Source organism: Myxococcus sp. AM009, assembly GCF_013372605.1.
Taxonomy (GTDB): domain Bacteria; phylum Myxococcota; class Myxococcia; order Myxococcales; family Myxococcaceae; genus Myxococcus; species Myxococcus vastator.
Genome location: NZ_JABXEP010000018.1, coordinates 29,802 through 52,275, shown reverse-complemented (window position 1 = coordinate 52,275; position 22,474 = coordinate 29,802). Strand labels below are relative to the sequence as shown.

Annotated in this window: 11 protein-coding genes (1 of these 11 running past the window's edge); 2 read left to right on the top strand and 9 right to left on the bottom strand. The window is 71.0% G+C overall.

The annotated features are described in order from the left end of the window. Positions 1-52 precede the first annotated feature (52 nt). Positions 53-1,492 (top strand): hypothetical protein, encoded by a 1,440-nt coding sequence (locus tag HV824_RS06945; RefSeq protein WP_176422933.1) that lies wholly within the window; start codon positions 53-55, stop codon positions 1,490-1,492. 15 nt (positions 1,493-1,507) lie between these two features. On the opposite strand, the gene HV824_RS06940 is transcribed toward HV824_RS06945, so the two are convergent. From HV824_RS06940 to HV824_RS06900, 9 genes are all read right to left on the bottom strand, one after another. Next, on the bottom strand, positions 1,508-2,374 hold the full coding sequence (locus HV824_RS06940; RefSeq protein ID WP_176417670.1) for a cupin-like domain-containing protein: 867 nt from the start codon (positions 2,372-2,374) through the stop codon (positions 1,508-1,510). 22 nt (positions 2,375-2,396) lie between these two features. Continuing rightward, a complete protein-coding gene (locus tag HV824_RS06935; protein WP_176417669.1) occupies positions 2,397-2,726 on the bottom strand; it encodes a hypothetical protein in 330 nt (109 codons plus the stop codon). Then, entirely contained in the window at positions 2,723-3,481 is a 759-nt protein-coding gene (locus HV824_RS06930; protein WP_176422932.1) for a thioesterase II family protein, read from the bottom strand. Before HV824_RS06930 ends, HV824_RS06935 begins: the two co-directional genes overlap by 4 nt. Continuing rightward, the gene (locus HV824_RS06925) at positions 3,478-4,755 is read right to left on the bottom strand and encodes a glycosyltransferase family 4 protein (protein WP_176422931.1); all 1,278 of its coding nucleotides are present in this window, start codon (positions 4,753-4,755) and stop codon (positions 3,478-3,480) included. The genes HV824_RS06930 and HV824_RS06925 overlap by 4 nt, the downstream gene beginning before the upstream one ends. A 33-nt stretch (positions 4,756-4,788) precedes the next feature. After that, a complete protein-coding gene (locus HV824_RS06920; protein WP_368738029.1) occupies positions 4,789-7,869 on the bottom strand; it encodes a type I polyketide synthase in 3,081 nt (1,026 codons plus the stop codon). Positions 7,870-7,887: 18 nt separating this feature from the next. Continuing rightward, entirely contained in the window at positions 7,888-12,492 is a 4,605-nt protein-coding gene (locus HV824_RS06915) for a type I polyketide synthase (RefSeq protein WP_176422930.1), read from the bottom strand. Between the two features lie 145 nt (positions 12,493-12,637). Continuing rightward, the gene (locus HV824_RS06910) at positions 12,638-13,669 is read right to left on the bottom strand and encodes an LLM class flavin-dependent oxidoreductase (RefSeq protein WP_176422929.1); all 1,032 of its coding nucleotides are present in this window, start codon (positions 13,667-13,669) and stop codon (positions 12,638-12,640) included. A 229-nt stretch (positions 13,670-13,898) separates the two neighbouring features. Beyond that, positions 13,899-15,347, bottom strand: a complete 1,449-nt coding sequence (locus HV824_RS06905) for a hypothetical protein (protein WP_176422928.1) — start codon at positions 15,345-15,347, stop codon at positions 13,899-13,901. 48 nt (positions 15,348-15,395) lie between these two features. Then, positions 15,396-17,012: a cyclic peptide export ABC transporter gene (locus HV824_RS06900; RefSeq protein WP_176417664.1), complete on the bottom strand. Its 1,617-nt coding sequence runs from the start codon at positions 17,010-17,012 to the stop codon at positions 15,396-15,398. Between the two features lie 122 nt (positions 17,013-17,134). Between HV824_RS06900 and HV824_RS06895 the strand changes: the two genes are divergently transcribed. Beyond that, positions 17,135-22,474, top strand: the 5' end (the start) of a protein-coding gene (locus tag HV824_RS06895; protein WP_176422927.1) for a non-ribosomal peptide synthase/polyketide synthase. The gene runs 11,805 nt beyond the window's last position; the window shows 5,340 of its 17,145 coding nt (coding positions 1-5,340); the start codon lies at positions 17,135-17,137; the stop codon falls past the right edge of the window.

The window sequence follows — 22,474 nt, the reverse complement described above, 5'->3', positions numbered from 1 at the left end:
CCCGCCGCGTCCCAACGGTTTCAACCCTTGTGCATGAAGGAGCCGTACGCCCATGAGCGTGCCCGAGCCGATTCCCGGCGGACATTTCCCCCCAGAAGTCAAAGCGCAGCATGGCCAGCTCTCCCCCGCCGCCGCTGCGTTCCTGGAGTTCACCGAGCGCGTCCCCGAGGCCTTTTCGCGCCACACGTTCAAGCCGTACGAGGCGTCGCCGCTCATCCCGTATGAGCTGCACGCCTGGCCCACCTTCGTGGAAGGCCCGGTCGCGCGGCAGATGCGGGAGGTCGCCCCGGCGCTCTGCCGGCTCATCAAGCAGGCCCCTCGGCGTTTGCTGGGGGCCACGGACCGCGCGGCGGCGTTCTATGGGATTCCGCATGAGCGGGCGCACGCGGCGCTCGACGCCCTGGCGCGGACGGATGACGCCCGGGGGGCCATTGGCCGCGGTGACTTCATCCATGACGGCACGGCCCTCAAGTGCCTGGAGTTCAACATGACGGCGGGCGTGGGGGGCTGGGAGACGGCCCTCCACGTCCAGCAGGTGCTGGCGCAGCCCGCGATGCAGCGCTTCGCCGTGGAGCAGCGGCTGCGCGTCCGTCAGCCGCGGACGCTGCGCGACTTCTTCGCGAACCTCGTCGACACCGTGCGGCGCGACCTCGACTGGGAAGGGGAGTGCAACATCGGCATCCTCTTCTCCCCCAGCACCTTGCCGGACGCGGGCCCGGCGGAGCAGGTGAGCCGGTTCTTCACCGCCCAGCTCCAAGAACTCCTCCAGCCCGAAGGCGCGCGCGGCGAGGTCCTCATGGCCACCTATGGCTCGGTGGAGTCCGGGCCCGGCGCGCGCCTCACGCTCCGGGGCAAGCGACTGCACGCCGTCGTGGAGTACGACGCGCGAGACAGGGTGGCGCTGGCGGGAGCGGCCTACGTCGCGCGGGCGCAGGCCGCGTTCGATGCCCGGACGGTCAGTCTGCTCAACGGCCCAGCGCAGGATGTGCTCGACGACAAGCGCAACCTCACGCTGCTCTGGGAGCACGTGACGACGTCCGCGCTGTCCGAGCCGGAACGGGAGCTGGTGCGCCGGAACGTCCCCTGGACATGCCGGGTCGAACGGACGCACGTCGAGCGCGACGGGACGCGGTACTTCATCCCAGAGCTGCTGGCCTCGCAGCGCGAGTCCCTGGTCCTCAAGCCGGGCCGGGACTACGGCGGCGAGTCCGTGCGGGTGGGCTGGGCGACCTCCGCCGCCGACTGGGACACGGCCGTGCGCGAGGCGCTCGACGCGGGCGGCTGGGTGGTGCAGGAGCGCGTGCGTCCGACGCCCATCCACGCCCTGGGGCCAGAGGGCACGGTGGTGCCCTACAGCGTGGTCTGGGGGCTCTTCGTGCTGGGAGAGACCTACGGCGGGCATTTCTTCCGCATGTGCCCCATGCAGCGGGGCACCGGCGTGGTGAATGTCGCGCAGGGCGCCGTGGTGGGCGCCCTCATCGAACTGGAGTGAGACGGCGGGGCCGCGTTACTGCTCGCGGTACTCGCGGCCCAGCTTCTGTTGCTTGCGGATGCGGCCCGCCGCGCTCAAGGCGATGGAGGGGATGAGCTTCGGGCCCAGCTTGGCCAGCATCGACCAGGTCCACCACCAGTAGTTGGTGGCGATGGCGTCCTCCACCGTGTACACGCGGTGCCACCAGCCGTAGGGCAGGTAGAGGATCTCCCCGGCCTCCAGGACGAAGTCATAGTCCGGGGCGAGGCCACCGGGGAGCTGGTCCGCCTTGCCGCCGTGTGGCGTCAGGTCATGTGTGCTCACGACGGACCACGGGTGGCTGAGCTTCGCCGGGCGCAGCTCCGCGTCCCGCCTGGGCGAGTACAACTGCCACTGCTTGCGGCCCACCATGACGGCGTGCAGGTTGTGCGCGCGGTCCAGGTGGAGCTGGGTGAAGGTGCCGCGCGGACCCATGAAGAAGAGCTGCTCGGTGAGCTTGCGCTGGACGGCGTACTCGTCAAAGCGGACGTCCTTGTGCAGCTCCGGCAGGGTGCGGAACAAGTCGTTGCCGATGAGGTAGCCCGGCGTCTCGTCGCCCTTCGCCTTCAGCGTGTCGACGTACTCCTGCATGCTCATCTTCCGCACGCGGCCCACGCGCTCCACGCCGCCCGTGTCCTTGGCGTTGTACTGCAGCCACTCCACGGGGACGCTCACGTCGCGGTACTTCGTGGCGAAGTAGTCGAAGGTCCACCGCTCGGCCGCGGGCCAGCCCTTCATGGCGTCGGTGAGGATGACGGGTTTGTTGTTGGCTTCGATGCGCTCGTAGAAGGCCCGGCGGTTGTCGAGCGGCATGCGCTCGGGGACCAGGGGCTCTGCGCCCTTCTGGGCGGTGGCGGTGCTCATGGCAGCTCTCCCGGGTGGTGCGTCAGGCCGCGCTCTCGGTCTGGCCTGGGGCGCTTGCTTTCTGCAGGCGCTCGAAGTTGTTGTCGATGCCGTGACGCACGTCCGCCAGCATGTGGATTTCGAACTCCTGGAACGCGAAGGATGGCCAGGCGCGCAGCAGCGACAGCAGCGACTCGTGCGAGTCGGCGTTGAGGATGCAGAGGCCCATCTTCGGGAGGACGTAGTAGGCACAGTCGAAGGTGCCGTCCTGGAGGCGGGCGCCCACCCAGTCACGGACAGCGCGGTTGAGGGCGATGGGGTCCTGGGGCTGCGGGCCCGAGGTGCGGTCCTTGACGTAGACGAGGTACTTCATCGGGAAGGCTCCTTGGAAGAAGGGGGCATGGTGAGGCTCCGGCGGATGTTCTGCAGCAGGCCGCGCGGCGTCTGTCGCAGGAAGAAGTGGTCCCCCAGGAACGTCTGGGTGGCGAATGGACCGGCGGTGAGCTGGCGCCACGCCTCCGTTGCGTCATCGAGCACGTAGTCGTCGAAGCCGCGGAAGGCGGAGAGCGGGCACGACAGGACGGGGCCTGGCTTCCACGCGTAGCCCTCGCACACGGCGGTGTCCGCCAGCATGGTGGCGCGCATCAGCGTCAGCAGCTCTTCGGCCATCTCGCCGGATACGGCGCGTGACTCACCCAGGCGCCGGGCCTCGGACGCGTCGATGTCATGGGTGGCCGTGGCCGGCGTGTGGGCCTGGAGCGTGTGCGGCGCCCGGTAGCTGGCGACGAAGAGGTGCAGGGGCGCTGGCAGCCCGCGCTCGCGCAGGGCCCGCGTCAGCTCGTATGCGAGCAGCGCGCCCATGCTGTGTCCGAAGAGGGCGTAGGGCTTGTCCGTGTGCTTCGCCAGCACGTCCACCAGGGGCGCGATGACGTCCGGCAGCGCGCGCAAGGGCGGCTCGCGCAGGCGGCTCTCCCGGCCGGGGAGCTGCACCGGACACACCTCGATGTCCTGCCCCAGCTCCGCCTGCCAGGTGCGGAACAGCGAGGCGCTGCCGCCCGCGTGCGGCAGACAGAACAGCCGCACCCAGGACGCCGGTGAGGGGACGTGGAAGGCCAGCCACTCCGTCATGACCGCACCTCGCGTCCCTGTCCGCCGACGAGCTGCTGGTACACGGCGAGGTTGGCGGCCACCATGCGCGGCAGGCTGAACAGCTCCACCACGCGTTGCTGGCCGGCCAGCCCCATGCGCCGCGCCCGCTCACGGTCTTCCAGCAGGTTGAGCTGCGCGGCGGCGAGCGCCTCGACGTCCACCTCGCGCGGACCTCCCGGCGCCCCGGGGAGGACGGGGACCAGCAGGCCCGTCTTCTCGTGGTCGACGATCTCCGACGGGCCTCCAGAGCGCGTCGCCACCAGCGGCAGGCCGGAGGCCATGGCCTCGATGGCCGTGTAGCCAAAGGGCTCGTACAGCGAAGGCACCAGCGCCAGGTCCGCGATTCGATGGAGGAGGCCGAGCTGCTGGCGCGGCAGCTTGCCCAGCAGCTTGATGCGGTGGCGCAGGTGCGCGTAGCGCTGGGTCAGCGTCTGCACCATCTGCGTGGACTCGCGCGAGTCGGTGCCACCGGCCAGGAGGAAGCGCACGTTGGGGCGCCGCTCGAGCACGCGCTCGGCGGCGGCGAAGATGGCGCTGATGCCCTTCATGGGGTGCAGCCGGCCCGTGTAGAGGACGACCGGGTCATCCGGCGTGGCCACCGTGGCGCGCAGGCGCGCGTAGTCCTCCGGCGAGTGTGAGGGCTGGAGGTAGGGGCCCGCGTCCATGCCGCAGTGGATGGTGTGCAGCAGCGAGGCCGGCATCCCGTAGGTCTCCCGGATGAGCTGGCTCATGGAGTCACTCACCGAGATGACGTTCGTCGTCCCATCATAGAAGCTGCGCTCCTCCTCGAGAATCTCCGGGTCGGGCGTCTGTCCCCACCATCGCTCGGCGGGCTCGGAGATGTAGTGGCTGGTCCCCAGCACGGGCACACCGGCCTCGTTGGCCAGCGCTCGCGCGGCGCGGTGGGTGTGCCACTGGTGGAAGTGGATGAGGTCTGGCTGCTCCTCGCGGATGAGCTCGCGGCCTCGGTGAAGCAGGTCGTCGTTGAAGACACGGATGCCGCCCACCAGGGAGAGCTTTCCCGCCTGGGAGAGGCTGCCGCGGCTGGGCGGCATCATGTGCACGGTGAGGTTGGGCTCGCGGAGCACCGCGGGCTCGCCGGGCGTGTATGCCAGGACGGTGACCTTGCACCCGCCACGCGCCAGCCCGCGGGCCAGCTCGTAGACGTAGGTGCCCACACCGCCGGCCACGTTCGGGGTGTACTCCATGGCCAGGAGGAGGGCCTTCAGGGGTGGGGAGATGGGAGGTGCCATGGGCTGTCTCTCGAAAGGGGTGTGGACGCGCGGCTAACGGCTGGCCGCGCCCTCCTTGGCGGTGAGCTCCGTCAGCATCCGCAGCAGGGCCTCCACCTCCGGGTCGTCATGGCCGGGGCTCTTGCGCTGCTCGGCCACCAGGGCCGCCAGTCGCGCCACCGTCGGCGCCTCGAACAGCGATTGCAGCGGCACCGTGAAGCCAAAGGTGTCGCGCAGCCGTCCCACCACCGTGGTGGCCAGCAGGGAGTGCCCACCGAGCGCGAAGAAGTCGTCGTGGATGCCCACCGGCCGCACGCCCAGCACGTCCTCCCAGATGCGCGCCACCACCTGCTGGTCCTCGGTGTCGGGCGCCACGTAGGCCACGGCCAGCGCGGGGCGGGAGTAGCCCGCGGCCGGAGCCTCGTCGGGCTCCTGCGTCTCGGGGGCGCGCTCCGCGGACGGGGCGGCCGCCAGGGCGCGGTGCCCGTCGGGGGAGACCCAGTAGCGCTTGCGCTCGAAGGGGTAGGTGGGCAGCCCGACGCGTTGGCGCCGTGCCTCGCCATTGAAGGCCTCCCAGTCCACGTCCACGCCCGACAGCCAGAGCTGTCCCAGCGCGCCGAGCAGCACGGCCGTATCCGCCTGCCGCGTGTCCGGATGACGGAGCGACGTCACCGTGGTGGGCGCCTGCCGGAGCGCGCCGGGCTGGGACGCGAAGGTGGTCAGCGTGCGGCCGGGACCGACCTCCAGGAGCACCTGCGCGGATTGCAGCTGCGCGAGCCCCGCGGCGAAGCGGACCGGCTGACGCAGGTGGCGGGCCCAGTAGGCCGGGTCCTTCGCCTCGGCGGCCGTCACCCAGGTGCCGGTGACGTTGGAGAGGAAGGGGATTTGTGGCGCGGACAGCTTCATCCGCCGCAGGCGCTCGGTGAAGGGCGCGACGATGGGCTCCATCATCGCCGAGTGGAACGCGTGCGAGGTGTGCAGGCGGCGCGACTGGACGCCCCGCGCGTCGAGCCGGGCCTTCAGCGCGTCCACGGCGTCTTCGGGGCCGGCGACCACCGTCATCGACGGCGCGTTCACCGCGGCCACGGACAGCCGGGCGTCCAGCGAGGACACCAGCTCCGCCTCCGACAGCGCGACGGAGAGCATGGCGCCCGGCGGCAGGTCCTGCATGAGCTGGCCCCGCGCGGCCACCAAGGCCAACGCGTCCGGCAGGCTGAAGACGCCGGCGAGGCACGCGGCCACGTACTCACCGATGCTGTGGCCAATCAGGGCCTCGGGCTGCACGCCCCAGGACATCCACAGCCGCGCCAACGCGTATTCAATGGTGAAGAGGGCAGGCTGGGCCAGCCGCGTCTGCTGCAACTGTCGCTGCGCTTCCTCGGCGCGGTTCGCGGCGGGGAAGAGGACCTCGCGCAGGTCCAGCTTGAGGTGCGGAGTGAGCCGGGTGGCGCAGTCGTCCACGTCCGCGCGGAAGCCGCGCTCGCGCTCGTACAGGCCCTGCGCCATGCCCGCGTACTGCGAGCCCTGACCGGGGAACATGAACACGGTGGGGCGGCTGGTGCGCTCCTCGGTGGCGGAGAGCTGCCGGCTGATGTCGCCCAGCGCGGTGAGCGCGTCCTCACGCCCCTGACAGACGACGGCGCGGCGGTGCGGGTGGCGGCGCCTGCCCACCTGGAGCGTGTACGCCACGTCCGCGGGCTCCAGGCCCTTGTTCGCGCGGAGGTGCTCCTCCAGCCGGGACGCCTGCGCGGCGAGCGCCGTGGGCGTGCGCGCCGACAGGACCAGGAGCTGGTGCGGGCGCGTGGACGGAGCGGGGGCGCGGGCGGGCGGCTCCTCCAGGATGACGTGGGCGTTGGTGCCGCCCATGCCGAAGCTGCTCACGCCCGCGCGGCGGGGCTCCCTGGCGGGGGCCTTCCACTCGCGCAGCTTCGTGTTGACGTAGAAGGGGCTCGCATCCCAGGGGATGTTGGGGTTCGGCGTCTCGAAGTTGAGGCTGGGCGGCAGCTTGCGGTGCTTGAGCGCCAGCGCCGTCTTGATGAGGCCCGCCACGCCCGCCGCCGCGTCCAGGTGGCCCAGGTTGGGCTTGATGGAGCCCAGGGCGCAGGTGCGCGGCCCGGCCGCCTCGTCGCCAAAGGCGCGGATGAGGGCCTGCACTTCGATAGGGTCGCCCAGCGCGGTGCCGGTGCCGTGCGCCTCCACGTAGCCGATGCTACCGGCCGATACGCCCGCGCTGCCCAGGGCCTCGGAGATGACGGCCGCCTGGCCCTCGACGCCCGGCGCGGTGTAGCCCACGCGCGCGGCGCCGTCGTTGTTCACCGCGGAGCCCTTGATGACCGCGTAGATGGGGCTGCCATCCGCCAGCGCGTCCTCCAGGCGCCGCAGCGCCACCACGCCCGCGCCGCTGCCGAAGACGATGCCCTTGGCCTGCGCGTCAAAGGGGCGGCAGTGCCCGTCCGGCGACAGGATGCCGCCCTCCACGTAGCGGTAGCCGCCCTGAATCTGGAGATTGATGGACACGCCGCCCGCCAGCGCGACGTCACACTCCTGGTTGAGCAGGCTCTGACAGGCGACGTGGACCGCGACCAGCGACGTGGAGCACGCGCTCTCGATGTTGAAGCTGGGCCCGCGCAGGTCCAGCTTGTAGGCGGCCCGCGTGGTGAGGAAGCTGCCCGCGTTGCCCAGGTTGAGCTGGAGTGGGTCCACGGTGCGCATCAGCTCCGCGTTCCCCAGCAGGTTGAGCAGCAGGTACGTGCTCAGGGCCTGTCCGCCAAAGACGCCCACCAGCAGCTCGGGAGGCGGCGCGCCGTAGCCCGCGTCTTCCAGCGCCTCCAGCGCGCACTCCAGGAAGAGGCGCTGCTGCGGGTCCATCACCTCCGCCTCGCGCGGCGTGTAGCCGAAGAAGGCCGCGTCGAAGCCCGCCACGTCCTCCAGCCGTGAGGCCACCTTCACGAAATGCGGATCCTTCAGCACCTCAGGGGGCAGGCCCGCCTTGAGGACCGCCTCGTCCGAAAGCGGCTCGATGGCCTCCACGCCGTCGCAGAGGTTGCGCCACAGCTCTTCCAGGCTGCGCGCGCCCGGGAAGCGCCCGGCCATGCCGGTGATTGCGATCTCCATGCCCGTGTTGTTGTCCGACACGCTGTCCCCCTCTTTCACTCAGTTCCCCGACTGGCGCCGCTGCTGGATGAGCTCCCGGCGCCTGGCTCCGCGGCTCCGCCGGTCACTGGTGGTGGCCGAGGCCTGCTCCTGCCCTCGGGTCAGCAGCCGGGCCATGGCGCTGAGCGTGGGGTTCTCGAAGAGCGCCACCACGGGCAGTTCCTTGCCGAAGCGGCGCTTCACCTCGTTGATGACCTTCAGGCCAATCAGCGAGTTCCCACCGAGCTCGAAGAAGTTCTCGTGCAGCGCCACGCTCTCCACGCCCAGGAAGCGCTGCCAGATGTCCGCCAGCTCGCGCTCCGCCTCGTCCATGCTGGCGGGCGCCGTGCGCTCCGTCGTCGGCGCGGCGTCCGTCTCCATGGGGCCCATCAAGTCCTGGAGCAGCGAGGCGCTGCGCGCCATGGCCGCTCGCAAATCCTCGGTGGACACGACGATGTGCGTGGGGGCCTGCGCCAACACGCGCTCGAAGACATCCACGCCCTCGGCCGGTGTCAGGGCATGAGCCAGCATCGCCTCCCGCATCGGGTTGGCGCCGTCCGGCATCTGCGTCGTCACGGCCTGGCCCACCTCGCGCCAGGTGTCCCAGCCCAGGGAGATGATGGGCAGGGTCCCCGTCGCCGCGGCCTGGTGGGCGAAGGCATCCTGGAAGGCGCACGCGGCGCAGTGGTCAATCTGCCCGGGCTCCGCCGTGAAGGCGGTGCGAGACGAGCAGAGCACGAAGAAGTCCAGGGGCATGTCGCGCAGCAGCGCGTGCAGGACCCACGTGCCCGACACCTTGGGGCGCAGGACGTCCTCCACGGCCTTCTGGGTACGGAGCTGGGCAAGGCCACCCGCGGGCACGCCCGCCGCGTGGATGACGCCGTGGAGCTCGCCAAACGCCTGCCGTGTCTGGCGCAGCGCCTCGGCCATCTGCTCGGCGTCGCCCACGTCCGCCTGGAGGACCAGGACCTCGGAGCCCAGCGCCTCCAGCGCCCGCACCTGACGAAGCCGCTGGCTCACCCGGTCCTGCTCCCCGTGCTCGGCGAGCCAGGTGTCCCAGGTGTCTCGCTCCGGCAGGGCATTGCGGCCCACCAGCACCAACCGGGCCTGGACCTGTCGCGCGAGCGACTCCGCCAGCACCAGCCCGATGCCACCCAGTCCGCCGGTGATGAGGTACGTGCCGCGCTGACGCAGGCGGGACGGGGCATCCGCCGCGGGTGCGGTGATGCGCACCTGCTCCAGCGACTGTTCCCAGCGGTTCGGGCCTCGGAGCGCCACGGCGCCGGTGGAGGAACCCGTGGCCAGCTCACACGTCAGCCGCGCCGCCAGGGCCTGGAGCGTCTTGCTACAGCTCGGGGCTTCCACGTCGATGGACCGACATGACAGGCCCGGCACCTCGTGCGGCAGCACGCGGCAGGCGCCCAGGAGCGTGGCCTTCTCCGGGGCCAGCACCTCATGCCCGGTGACGGCCTGCACGCCGCTGGAGACCACCGTGAGCTGCACGGGTCCGGAGGCGCCCTGGCCCGCCAGCGCCTGTGCCAGGAAGAGCAGGCTGAAGAAGCCGGTGCGCTGGGCGTGCTCCACGCCCGCCAGCCCTTCTCCCGCCGAGTCCACGCCCCACAGGTGGACGATGCGCTCGGGCCGGAAGGAGTCCTCGGCGAGCGCGTTCAGCAGCGCCGCGTAGGTCTCCGGGCGGGTGGGGTCCACTTCGAAGGCGCCGTCATCCACGCGGCGGAAGTCGGAGCCCTGCGACACCCGGGTGATTCGGCCGCCGCTCTCCGCGAGCCGTTTCGCCACGGCGTCTCCCAGCCCGCTGGTGTCGGTGAAGACGAGCCAGTTCTGGGGCGCGGCGGTGGCCCCGCGCAGCGCGAGCGTGCGCTTCCAGGACGGCAGATAGAACCAGTCCGCCGCGTCCTTGCGCCGGGCAAGGGAGACCTCGCTGGCGATGGCGAGGCCCGCCGCGTTCGGCTCCAGCCAGTGTCGCTTGCGCTCGAAGGGGTAGGTGGGCAGGACGACGCGCCGGCGCTGCTCTCCGGCCTGGAGGCTCCGCCAGTCCATGGGCACACCCGCCGCCCAGAGCCGGCCCAGCGTGGTGAGCACGAAACGCATGTCGGAGCCGGGCTCGCGAGGCGCCCGCATCGACGTGAGCACCACGGTGGGCTGGCCGCGCTCCACCTGCAGGCGCGCGAGCGAGCCCAGCGTCCGCCCGGGACCGACCTCCAGCAGCACGCGCGACGGGTCCTCCAGCAGGCAGCGCACGCCCGGACCGAAGCGCACCGTCTGCCGCAGGTGGCGCACCCAGTACCTCGGGTCGGTGGCCTCCTCCTCGGTCACCCACGTCCCCGTCACGCCGGAGACGAAGGGCTGCGTCGGCGTCTGGAGCTTCAGCCGCCCGACGAACGCCGCGAACGCCGGCAGGATGGAGTCGATGAGGTGCGAGTGCGCGGCCACGTCGATGTGGACGCGCCGGTGCTCGATGTCTCGCGTGGCCAGGTCGGCGGACAGCGCATCCACCGAGGCGGTGTCGCCGGCCACCACGCACTGCGACGGTCCATTGACGGCGGCCAGGGACAGGCGCTCGCCCAGCAGCGGCTGCAGCTCCTGTTCGGACAGGGCCACGCTCACCATGGCGCCGGACGGGAGCTGCTCGAAGAGGCGGCCACGCTCGGCCACCAGCGCCAGCGCGTCCTCCAGCGAGAAGACGCCCGCGAGGCACGCGGCGACGTACTCGCCCATGCTGTGGCCAATCATCGCCTCGGGCCGGATGCCCCAGGACTCCCACAGCTTCGCCAGCGCGTACTCCACCGTGAAGAGCGCGGGCAGGCCCACGGAGGGGCGGGGCAGGGGCGCGCCCGCGTCCGCGTCGCCCGCTGGGTACAGCACCGCGCGGAGCGACGGACCGCCGCGGCGCTGGAGGAGGGCGGCGCACGCGTCGAAGGCTTCGCGGAAGGCGGGCTCCTTCTCGTACAACTCCTGCCCCATGCGCAGGTGCTGCGCGCCGCCGCCGGGGAAGAGGAACACGACGGAGCGGCCCCCGTCCTTGGCCACGTCCGTGAACACGCGCTCGGGGTTCACCTCGGACAGCACCGTGGCCGCGTCCTCGCCACTCTCGCAGACCACCACGCGCCGGTGCGCGAACGCCTTGCGGCCAATCTGGAGGGTGTGCGCGACGTCCGCCAGGGACTGCTCGGGGTGTGCCTCCAGGTGCGCGCCCAGGTTCTGGGTCATCGCGTCGAGCGCGGCCGGCTTCTTCGCGGAGAGGACCAGCAGCTGCCACGGCCGCGACGGGCCAGAGGGGGCCGGGGCCGGGGGCGCCTCCAGCAGCGCGTGGGCGTTGGTGCCGCCAATGCCGAAGGAGCTCACGCCCGCGCGGCGCCGGTGGTCATGCGTCTGCCACTCCTTCAACGCGGCATTCACGAAGAAGGGGCTGCGCGCCCAGTCGATGTTCGGGTTGGGCGTGCGGCAGTGCAGGGTGGGGGGAATGCGCCCGTGCTCCACCACCAGGGCCGTCTTGATGAGCCCCGCCACGCCGGCCGCCGCGTCCAGGTGGCCGATGTTCGACTTGACCGAGCCGAGCGCGCAGAAGCTGGTGGCCTCGGTGCCGGCGCGGAAGGCGCTCGTCAGCGCGGAGACCTCGACCGGGTCGCCCAGCAGGGTGCCGGTGCCGTGCGTCTCCACGTAGCCCACGGTGTCTGGCGTCACGCCCGCCAACGCGTGGGTGCGGGCGATGACCTCCGCCTGCCCCTCGGCGCTGGGCGCGGTGTAGCCGAGCTTCGAGGCGCCGTCGTTGTTGATGGCGGAGGCCCGGATGACGGCGTGGATGTGGCTGCCGTCCGCCAGCGCGTCATCCAGCCGCTTGAGCACCACCACGCCCACGCCGCTGCCGAAGAGCGTCCCCTGCGCCTGCGCGTCGAAGGGACGGCAGTGACCATCCGGGGAGGCGATTCCTCCGGGCTGGTGCACGTAGCCGGTGCGCTGGGGCACGTCCACGGACACGCCGCCCGCGATGGCCACGTCACACTGGAAGCCCATCAGCGACTGGCAGGCCAGGTGGGTGGCGACCAGCGACGTGGAGCAGCCCGTCTGGACATCCAGGCTGGGGCCCTTGAGGTCCAGGTGGTACGCCAGCCGCGTGGCGAGGAAGTCCTTGTCGTTGCCAATCATCACCTGGAAGCTGTCGCTCGACTCGAGCAGCTCCGGGTGCGTGCGCAGGTTGAAGAGCAGGTACGTGCTCAGGCTCGTGCCCGCGAAGACGCCCACCGAGCGTGACTCCGTATCCAGCCCGTGGCCCGCGCGCTCGATGGCCTCCCACGCGCACTCCAGGAAGATGCGGTGCTGCGGGTCCATCAGCACGGCCTCGCGCGGCGAATAGCCGAAGAAGCTCGCGTCGAACGCGTCCACCTGCTCCAGCACGGCCCCGGCGCGCACGAAGCCCGGCTGTCGCAGGCGCTCCTCGGGGACGCCGCGGGCCTTCAGCTCGTCGTCCGTGAAGAAGCGGATGCCCTCCACGCCCTCGCAGAGGTTCCGCCAGAAGGTCTCCACGTCGGGGGAGCCCGGGAAGCGGCCCGCCATTCCGACGATGGCAATGGCCAGGTCGTCGCCGTCACTCAGGTTGTCATCGCTCATGGCTGTCGACGAACTCACGTTCAAGAAGCGAGGTGGGGTGGCGGCCCGGCGGCATCACGCACACGCCCCACGCGGCCCTCACGCGGCAGGGCCCAGGGAACGTCCGTGACGCCGGGCAGGGCTCCGCGGGGCGCGGAGACGTGGCTCAGCTGGCTGCCTGGGCGGCGGGCGGCGGGCGCGTGAGGGAGAACGCGTCGGCCAGCAGCTCGTAGGAGCGCAGCCGGGAGCGATGGTCGTGGACGATGGTGGTGATGAGCAGCTCGTCCGCCTGGAACTCGGCGGCCATGCGCGTCAACTGCTCCTTCACCTGGTCCGGTGCGCCACACACGACGCGCTTGCGGTCGAACTCGAGCGTGGCCAGGTCCTCGGGCGTGTAGGCGTAGGCCTCCGCTTCCTCGATGGATGGGATGGGCGCTTCGGGCCGGCCCCTGCGCGTGTTGATGGTCAGCAGGTCGCTGCTCCGGGCTATTCGCCGGGCCTCCTGCTCAGACGGCGCACAGATGACGTAGACGCTGACGGCGGAGTTGGGCGCCGCCTGCACGTGCGAAGGCTTGAAGTGCTCGCGATACCCCCGCGTCACCGGGCCGCCGTGGATGGGGTTGAAGAAGTGCGCGAAGCAGAATGACAGCCCCAGCCGGGCCGCGAGCGCGGCGCTCTGCTCACCCGAGCCGAGCGCCCAGACCTGCGGCATGCCCTGCGCCATGGTCTTCAAGCTCAGCTTTTCGAACTCCGGCGTCGCGGGCGTGGTGCCCGACAGGAAGGCGACGAGGTCCTCCAGCTTCGTGGGGAAGCTCTCGTTGCTCATCGGCGGGCCGTAGGCCAGGGCGCGAGCCACCATGTCCGTGCTGCCCGACGTCCGTCCGATGCCCAGGTCGATGCGGTCGGGGTGGAGCGCCTCCAGCAGCCGGAAGACCTCGGCGACCTTGAAGGGGCTGTAGTTCGACAACAGGACGCCGCCCGTTCCCACCCGGATACGCGACGTCGCCGCCGCGACATGCGCGACGAGGATCTCCGGCGCCACGCCCGCGAAGTGTCCCGAGCCGTGGTGCTCCGCGAGCCAGAAGCGGTGATACCCGAGCTGCTCGGCGGCTCGGGCCAGCTCTACCGTGTTTTGGAAGGCCTCACGTGTCTGCGTGCCGCTGGCGACGATGGAATGATCGAGAACACTGAGCTTCACGGCGAGCGTTCCTTCCCGGACACACGACGTCTACGGAGCCGCTTCGAGACGGGCCGAGTCGTCACGTGTCCGCGTTTCAAGAGGGTGACAAAGCCTATAGTAGCGCGGTCAGCTGCGACAAATGCGATTTGATTGATTTTACTTGAAAGTTGAGAATAAGAGGCAGGCGGGAGCGCGCGTGATTGCCAGGGGTTCTTTTATTCCCCGCGTCTCGCCGTGAGACACGCCGTTACTCGACGACGACGAGCGCGCACATCAACGCGCCTTGGGTCGCGTTGACGACGTCCTTGCCCTGCCCGGTGGGGTTCAGTCGCACCATGGTTCCGCCGTAGCGCTCACCGAAGACAAAGGCGCCCCAGATGAGGATGTGGGGGCCCACGGCGCCGTCGTCCCGCAGGAAGTGGTAGGGGCGCGGCTCGATGCGCTCCTGGACAATCCAGCCGCCGTGCGCCAGGGCTTCCTGGATGGCGGCGTCCCAGTCCCCGGCGGTCATCGCGCGGCCAATCAGCACCGACTTGCCGCCATAGGCGCGGCCCGCCTTGAGCACCAGCCCTTCGCGCTTCGAGGCGGCGAGCTCATCGGGCAGCCATACGGACGCGCCACCGCGGGTCGTCTGCGTGGACCGCACGCGGCGCGTCCAGGGGATGTGCCGGCGGATGAGCTCCCGCTCCTCGGAGGAGAGCGCGGGCGACGCCTCGTTCTCCGACAGCAGCGCGATGTTGCGCTTGTCGTCGAGCAGCTCCTGCGCGGGACCGTTGTAGAGACACAAGGTGCGCGCGGCGAGCGCGGCGCGGACGCGGGCGTCGAACGCCGGGCTCACCACCTCGAGCCGCTCTCTCGCGTCATGCTCCTGCACGGCGTGCAGCCGCCGTCCGCGCATCGTGAGGCAGTGGCCCTCCGCGTCCTCCACCTCGCTGTAGGTGCCGATGAGCACCTCGCCCTTCGCGCCGTCCGCCGCGAGCAGCTCGCTCAGCGTGCTGTTGAGCAGCAGGGTCGCCATCTCCCTGCCCGCGGCTTCAGGCAGCTCGTTGTCGGGGAAGAGCACGGCCAGGTTGCACTCACCCTCCCAGGCCACGGTCCGCCGCACGTCCTCGACGACATGCCCCAGGAAGGCGCGCAGCGTGTCCTGGAACTGGATGCGCAGGCCCTGCTCCTCGGTGAAGCGCTGGAGCACGGGCTGGTCCATCACCACCTGGGCCTTGAGCCCCGTCTCCCAGCCGCCCAGGCCCGCCATCATGTTGACCTCGAGGCACTTGAGGCCCTCCGCCGAGTCGATGAAGTCCCCGCGGCTGAGCGCGCCGCGCGCATCCTCCGTGATGGCCAGGACCTCCGCCGCCACGCGGGCCCGCTCCGGCGAGACACCGTAGTAGTCGGCGATGCGCCGAGCGTCTCCGTCCAGCAGGAGCCGGGGCCCGCGCTTGACGAGCCGGCAGAGCTTCACCGCGACGTCCTCCAGCTCACGGTCGCGCCGCGAGTCGATGAGGAGCGGCCACCGGTGCAGCTCGTAATACATCAGCGGTGACGCTTCGAACTTCTGGAAGCGGTGCCGCGCGAACAGCTCGGGCGTCCGCTCCGCGAACTTCAGGAACGCCACCGCCGCCGCGGACAGCTCGCCGTGCAACGCCTGGATTTCATCTGAGAACTTCAGCTCGCCTGGGTGCCCGTCGACATGTGACATTTTCCGCGTAATAGCACTTTGTCTCAGTGTGCGTGTAAAGCGGATGTTTTACGGGCCGGAAGCGATGGCGCCGGACTCCAGGCGGAGCAGGTGGTCCGCCACGTCGAAGTACCGGTCGTCGTGGCTGATGACCACCACGGCCTTGCCGGCGGACTTCAGGTCCGGGAGCAGCGCCCGGTAGAAGACCTCCTTGAAGAGCGGGTCCTGGTCCGCCGCCCACTCGTCGAAGAGGTACACGGGGCGGTCTTCCAGGAACGCTGTCAGCAGCGCCAGTCGCTTGCGCTGACCCGCGGACAGGTCCGTGGTGGAGAGCGCGCCGTTGGCGTCGATGCGCACCTTGCGCTCCAACTGGAGCCGCGCGAGGTACGCACGGGCCTTGTCCGCCTGTCCCCCCACGGCCAGACCCAGCAGGGAGTCGAAGAGGTGGAAGTCGGAGAACACCGTGGCGAAGTGCTGGCGGTAGCGCTCCCGCTCGTCGTCCGTCACCGGTTGCCCGTCGACGTGGACCGCCCCGGACTCCGGCGAATAGAGGCCGGTGATGAGCTTGGCCAGCGTCGTCTTGCCGCTGCCGTTGCCCCCGACGATGAAGAGGATTTCTCCGGGGCGCAGCGTCAGGTCGATGGGGCCCAGCGTGAAGGGCAGGTCCTCGCCCTCGCGGCGGTAGGCGTGCGTGACGCCCACGAGGTCGATGCGGGAAGGCGAAGCGGGAGGCGCGATGGCGACGGGCGTGCCCTCGGTGTCGGCGGGAGGCAGCTCCAGCGCTTCGATGTGGCGGAGCGCCACGGTTCCCGCGCCCAGCATGGGCAGCAGCGTCATGGACGCATCCAACGGCTGCTGGAGGTAGAGGACGGCGAGCGTGTAGCCCACCAGCGTTGACGCGGACACCGGGGCGATGCCGGGCAGGGCGAACAGCAGCAGCCCGATGAAGAAGAAGAACAGGCTCATGCCCCAGCTCGTCGACAGGGCGTGGAGCGTGGAGACCCGCTGCTGGAGTTGCTTCAGCGTCTCGGCGGTGGGGAACAGCTCCTGGTCGAGGAACGCCGTGCGCCGGCGCTGATGCAGCTTCAGCTCCTTCAGGCCCTGGGTCAGTGAGCGCAGGTCGCGGAAGAACCGGTCATTTGTTTGCCGCGAGTCCTTCAGCAACGCCATGATGTGGCGAAGCGGGAGCAGGTAGCTGACGGCGCCCAGCAGCGCGAAGACGAGCAGCGCCGCGAACACCAGCCGCGACATGACGGCCAGGTACGTCATGCAGCCCAGGATGATGCCGCCGTTGATGAGCAGCGGTGGGATGCACAGCAAGCCCTGGGTGACGGCCTGGATGTCGTCGACGAGGGTGGCCAGCAGCCGGTGGGAGCCCAGCTCTTCCAGCCTCCGCAGCGGTGTCGCGAGGATGCGCTGGCTGAGCTGATCCCGCAGCGCGAACGTGGTGTTCGTCTGGAGCCGCGTCAGCAGCAGCTGCGAGCCGATGCGCGAGCCCAGCATCAGGACGCCGAGCGTGGCGAAGCCGAGGACCGTTCCCCGGGCCGAAGTCGCGCCGCCCTGCGCGAGCACGCCGTTGATGTGCGCGATGAGCCCCGCGCTCGCGGCGCCCGTCAACAGCCCGAAACAGACGGCGAGTGCCACGGAGCCACGGGACCTGCGCAGCAGCAGGATGAGCAGGTTCACGCCGAGAGTTCCTTCCGCGAGGATGAGAACCGGAATGTGGGCGCTCATAGCTTATGCTGCGCCCCCCGCTCTAGCGAAGGTCTTCGGTTTTTCCACTGCTCCGTCCCTTGGAACCTCTCACCATGCGCTCCCACTCGGCCGCGACACTGCTGGAGCTCCTCGAAACGCAGACCCAGTCCCTGGGTGAACGGCCGCTGTACACGTTCCTGGAGGATGGCGGGGACGACGCGGTCCTGAGCTACGCGGGGTTGGACCTGCGAGCCCGGCGCATTGGCGCGGCGCTCCAGGCCCTGACGCGTGCGGGCGAGCGGGCGGTGCTCCTCTACCCACCGGGCCTGGAGTACGTCGCGGGCTTCTTCGGCTGCTTGTATGCCGGGCTGGTCGCCGTCCCGGCCTATCCGCCGGACCCGATGCGGCTGGAGCGGACGTTGCCGCGGCTGCGCGCCATCATTCGCGATGCGCGCGCGAGCGTCGTGCTCACCACCTCCTTCATCCAGGAGATGGGAGCGGGCCTCTTCGAAGGCGCACCTGAGCTCGCCGCGCTCCGCTGGGTGGCCACGGACGCGCTGCCCGAGGGGACCGAGGCGGGGTGGCGCCGCCCGGAGCCGTCCTGGGACACGCTGGCCTTCCTCCAATACACGTCCGGCTCCACGGGGGATCCGAAGGGCGTGCAGCTCAGCCACGGGAACCTGCTGCACAACCTGGGGTTGATCTCCCACGCGTTCCAGGTCCGCTCGGACAGCGTGGGCGTCATCTGGCTGCCGCCGTACCACGACATGGGCCTGATTGGCGGCATCCTCCAGCCGCTCTACGCGGGCTTCCCGGTGGCGCTGATGTCGCCGCTCGCGTTCCTCCGCCGCCCGCGGTTCTGGTTGGAGTCACTGTCCCGCTTCGGTGGCACCATCAGCGGCGGCCCGTGCTTCGCCTTCGACCTGTGCGTGAGGAAGGTGCCTGCCGCGGAGCGCGAGGGCTTGGACTTGCGCCGCTGGGAGCTGGCCTTCTGTGGCGCCGAGCCCATCCGCCCGGAAGTTGTTGCGCGCTTCTCGGAGGCCTTCGCGCCCGTGGGCTTCCAGCGTGAGGCGCTCTATCCCTGCTACGGGCTCGCGGAGGGCACGCTGATCGCCTCGGGTGGGCGCAAGGGCGAAGGGGTCCTCACGCGGACGTGGGATGCCCAGGCGTTGGAGCGGAACGAGGCCCTGGCGGCCGACGACGGTCCGGGGGCTCGCCCGCTGGTGGGGTGTGGCCAGACGCTGCCTGGGCAGACGCTGCTCGTGGTGGACCCGGAGACGCGTCGCGCGTGCCCGCCTGAGCGGGTGGGGGAGATCTGGGTCTCCGGTCCCAGCGTGGCCCAGGGCTACTGGGAGCGGCCCGAGGAGAGCGAAGCGGCGTTCGGAGCGCGACTGGCGGAGTCGGACAGCGGCCCCCGGTTCCTGCGGACGGGAGACCTGGGCCTGCTGAGGGACGGCGAGCTGTTCGTCGTGGGCCGGCGCAAGGACCTCATCATCCTTCGCGGACGCAACCTGCACCCGCAGGACCTGGAGCTGACGCTGGAGCGCAGCCATCCGGCGCTGCGGCCCGGGTGTGGCGCGGCGTTCTCCATCGACGTGGGCGGCGAGGAGCGGCTCGCGGTGATGTACGAGGTGGACTCGCGCAAGCCGTGGACCGCCGAGGACGTGGTGGGCGCCGTCCGCCGTGGCCTCGCGGAGACGCACGAGGTCCAGCTCCACACGCTCGTCCTCATCGAGCCGGGCGCGCTGCCGAAGACGTCCAGCGGGAAGATTCAACGGCGGGCCTGCCGGGCCGAGCTGCTCGCGGGGACGGCTCGGGCGCTGCTGACCTGGAGCGAGTCGGAGGCCGCCGCGCCCCAGGCTGAGGCGCCCGCGTCCGACGTCACCGCGTCCGAGCCGCTCACCGTGGAGGCCCTGGAGACGTGGTTGCTGGCGCGGATCGCCGCGCGGCTTCGCGTCCGTCCGGAGGAGCTGGCGACGGAGGCGCCCATCACGTCCTTCGGCCTGGACTCGCTGGGCGCCGTGGAGCTGGCGAACGACGTCGAGGCCCTGGGCGTGGTCCTCCGCATGGAGGTCCTGCTTCAAGGGCCAACCGTGGGGGAGCTCGCGCGGACCGTCTTCGCGGCCCGTGGGAAGTCCGCTGGCGCCGAGCTGACGAGGGGCGAGGAGGGGGCACCCGCGCCGCTCTCCTCCGCGCAGCAGCGACTGTGGTTGTTCGAGCAGCTGGCGCAGGGAAGCGCCGCGTATCACCTGCCGGCGGCGGTGCGGCTCACCGGGGCGCTGGATGATGGGGCGCTGGAGCGCGCCCTCGGCGCCATCGTTCAGCGTCACGCGGCGCTCCGGGCGACGTTCCACGACGAAGATGGCACGCCGTCTCAGGTGACCTCACCGGCGCCGGTGTCATCGCTTCGCCGGGTGGACCTCCGTGACATCCCGGTGGAGGACCGTGAGGAGGCCGCGCTTCGTCTGGCCCACGAGGCCGCGCGGGCACCGTTCGACCTCGCGCGAGGTCCGCTGCTCCGGGCCACGCTGTTTCAATTGGACGCGCAAGCGCACCTGCTCGTCGTGGTGATGCACCACATCGCCTCGGATGGTGCTTCGTTCGCCATCCTGGCCCGGGAGCTGAGCGCGCTGTACGCGGGTGCCGCTGCACCGCCGCCGTTGGCCTTCCAGTATCCCGACTTCGCGCGCTGGCGCCGCGAGGTCGAGGCGGACGGTGCCCTGGCCACGTCGCTCGACTGGTGGAAGGCGCGGCTGGCGGGTGTGCCTGCGGCACTGGAGTTGCCCGCGGACCGGTCTCGGCCCCCCATGCCGACCTATCGCGGTGGCCGCGTGGCGGTGCGGTTTCCGGAGGCGCTGACGGCTCGGCTGGAGGCGCTGGGCCGGAGCGAGCGCGCCACGTTGTTCATGACGTTGCTGGCGGCCTTCAATGCTCTGCTCGCGCGTCATTCGGGGCAGACGGACTTTTGCGTGGGCACCGCCGTCAACGGGCGTGAGCGGACGGGGCTCGAAGGGTTGATGGGGTGCTTCCTCGACCTGGTCGTCTTGCGCGCGTCCGTGTCCGGCTCATCCCGTTTCCGCGAGCTGCTGGGCCAGACGCGGGAAGGCGTGCTGGAGGCCTTTGCCCACCGGGGCGTTCCATTCGAGCGGCTGGTCGACGCCGTCCAGCCCACGAGGGACCCTTCGCGCGCGCCACTGTTCCAGGTGCTGTTCGTGCTCCAGCCGGAGCCCGGCGCGGGGCTGGCGCTGCCCGGCCTGGAGTCTCGCCGCGTGGAGGTGGACCCGGGGGCCACGCCTTACGATTTGACGCTGTCGCTGGCTCGCGGGCCGGAGGGACTGGGCGGGTGGCTCGAGTACGCCACGGACTTGTTCGACGCGGGCACCGCCACGCGACTGGTGGCGCGGCTGGGCGTGCTGCTGGAGTCCGTTGTCGCGGACCCCGACCAGCGCCTCTCCATGCTCCCGGTGTTGCCTGCGGCGGAGCAGCGGCAGGTGCTGGTCGACTGGAATGACACGCGGGTGGAGTTCCCGGAGACGTGCATCCATGCGCTCATCGAGTCGCAGGCGCAGCGCACGCCGGCCGCTGTTGCCGTGGTGTGTGGTGACGAGGTCCTCACGTACCGTGAGCTGGACCGGCGAGCCAACGCCGTGGCGTGGCGGCTGCGTGAGCAGGGCGTTGGACCCGAGTGCATCGTGGGGCTCTGCGCCGACCGCTCCGCGGACCTGGTCGTGGGGTTGCTTGGCATCTTCAAGGCGGGCGGAGCGTATCTGCCGCTGGACCCATCGTATCCCGAGGCTCGGCTCGCGCTGATGCTGGAGGACTCCGGCGCCTCGGTGGTGCTCGCGCACCGGCATCTGGCGGGCGCGCTTCCGTTCGGCGACAGGTCCGTGGTTCCGCTGGAGGTGCCCGGCGAGGCGGACGCCGCGCCACCGGGAGCCGTGGGGCCTGACAACCTGGCCTACGTCCTCTACACCTCGGGCTCCACTGGCAAGCCCAAGGGCGTGCTGATTCCACACCGCAACGTCGTCAGCTTCTTCACGGGCATGGACGCGCGCGTGGGGACCGAGCCGGGGACATGGCTCGCTGTGACGAGCGTCTCCTTCGACATCTCCGTGTTGGAGTTGCTCTGGACGCTGGCGCGCGGCTTCAAGGTCGCAGTGCAGGGCGAGCAGGGGGCCTTGGGTGCCGCGCCGCGCCGGGTGACCCGGGCGCGCCAGAAGCCCCTGGGCTTCAGCCTCTTCTACTTCGCCGCGGATGAGGGGGCTCCAGGCGCCGAGCGTTACCGGCTGTTGCTGGAGGGTGCGCGGTTCGCGGACCGCCATGGCTTCCAGGCGGTGTGGACGCCGGAGCGCCACCTTCATGCCTTCGGTGGGCTCTATCCCAATCCGTCCGTGACGAGCGCCGCCATCGCCGCCATCACCGAGCGCGTGGCCATCCGCGCCGGCAGCGTCGTGCTGCCACTGCACCACCCCGTGCGCGTGGCGGAGGAGTGGTCGCTCGTCGACAACCTGTCGAAGGGCCGGGTCGGCATCTCCGTGGCGGCGGGCTGGCACGCGGATGACTTCGTCCTCGCGCCGGAGCGGTACGCGGAGCGCCGTGAGCTGGCGCGGCGGGACCTGGACACGTTGCGGCGGCTCTGGCGCGGTGAGGCGCTGTCATTCCCCAATGGCGCGGGGACGCCCATCGACGTTCGCATCCGCCCGAGCCCCGTGCAGCGCGAGCTGCCGGTGTGGTTGACCGCCGCTGGCAATCCGGACACGTTTCGCGAGGCGGGCCGGCTGGGCGCGGGCGTCCTGACGCACCTCCTGGGGCAGCGTTGGGAGGAGCTGGAAGCACGCATCGCGCTCTACCGCGAGGCCTGGCGGGAGGCGGGCCACGAGGGCGAGGGCCACGTGACGCTGATGCTCCACACGTTCGTGGGGCACGACGTGGAGCGCGTGCGCGAGCTGGTCGAGGCGCCGCTGCGCCGCTACCTGAGCAACTCCGCGGACCTGATGCGCGGCCTGGGCCGGACGTTGGGCGTGGACCTGGACCCCGCATCGGTTCGTCCGGAGGACCTGGACGCGCTCGTGGGACGCGCCTTCGGGCGCTTCTTTGAAGGGGCGGGGCTCTTCGGGACGCCGCGCACCTGCCGGGAGCAGGTGGCTCGCATCGAGACGCTGGGCGTGGATGAGGTCGCGTGCCTCATCGACTTCGGCGTGGACGCGGATGCCGTGCTCGCCAGCCTGCCGGCGCTGGATGCCGTGCGGCAGCGCTGCGAGCGCGACTTCCGGCTTCAGGCACAGGAGGAAAGCACCGTCCCCGCGCAGCTCCGCCGGCACGGCGTCACGCACCTGCAATGCACGCCCTCCCTGGCGCAGGCGCTGCTCCTGGAGCCCGGCGCGGCCGGGGCGCTCGCGGGACTGGAGCGGTTGCTCGTCGGCGGTGAGGCGCTGTCCGCGGAGCTGGCTGCG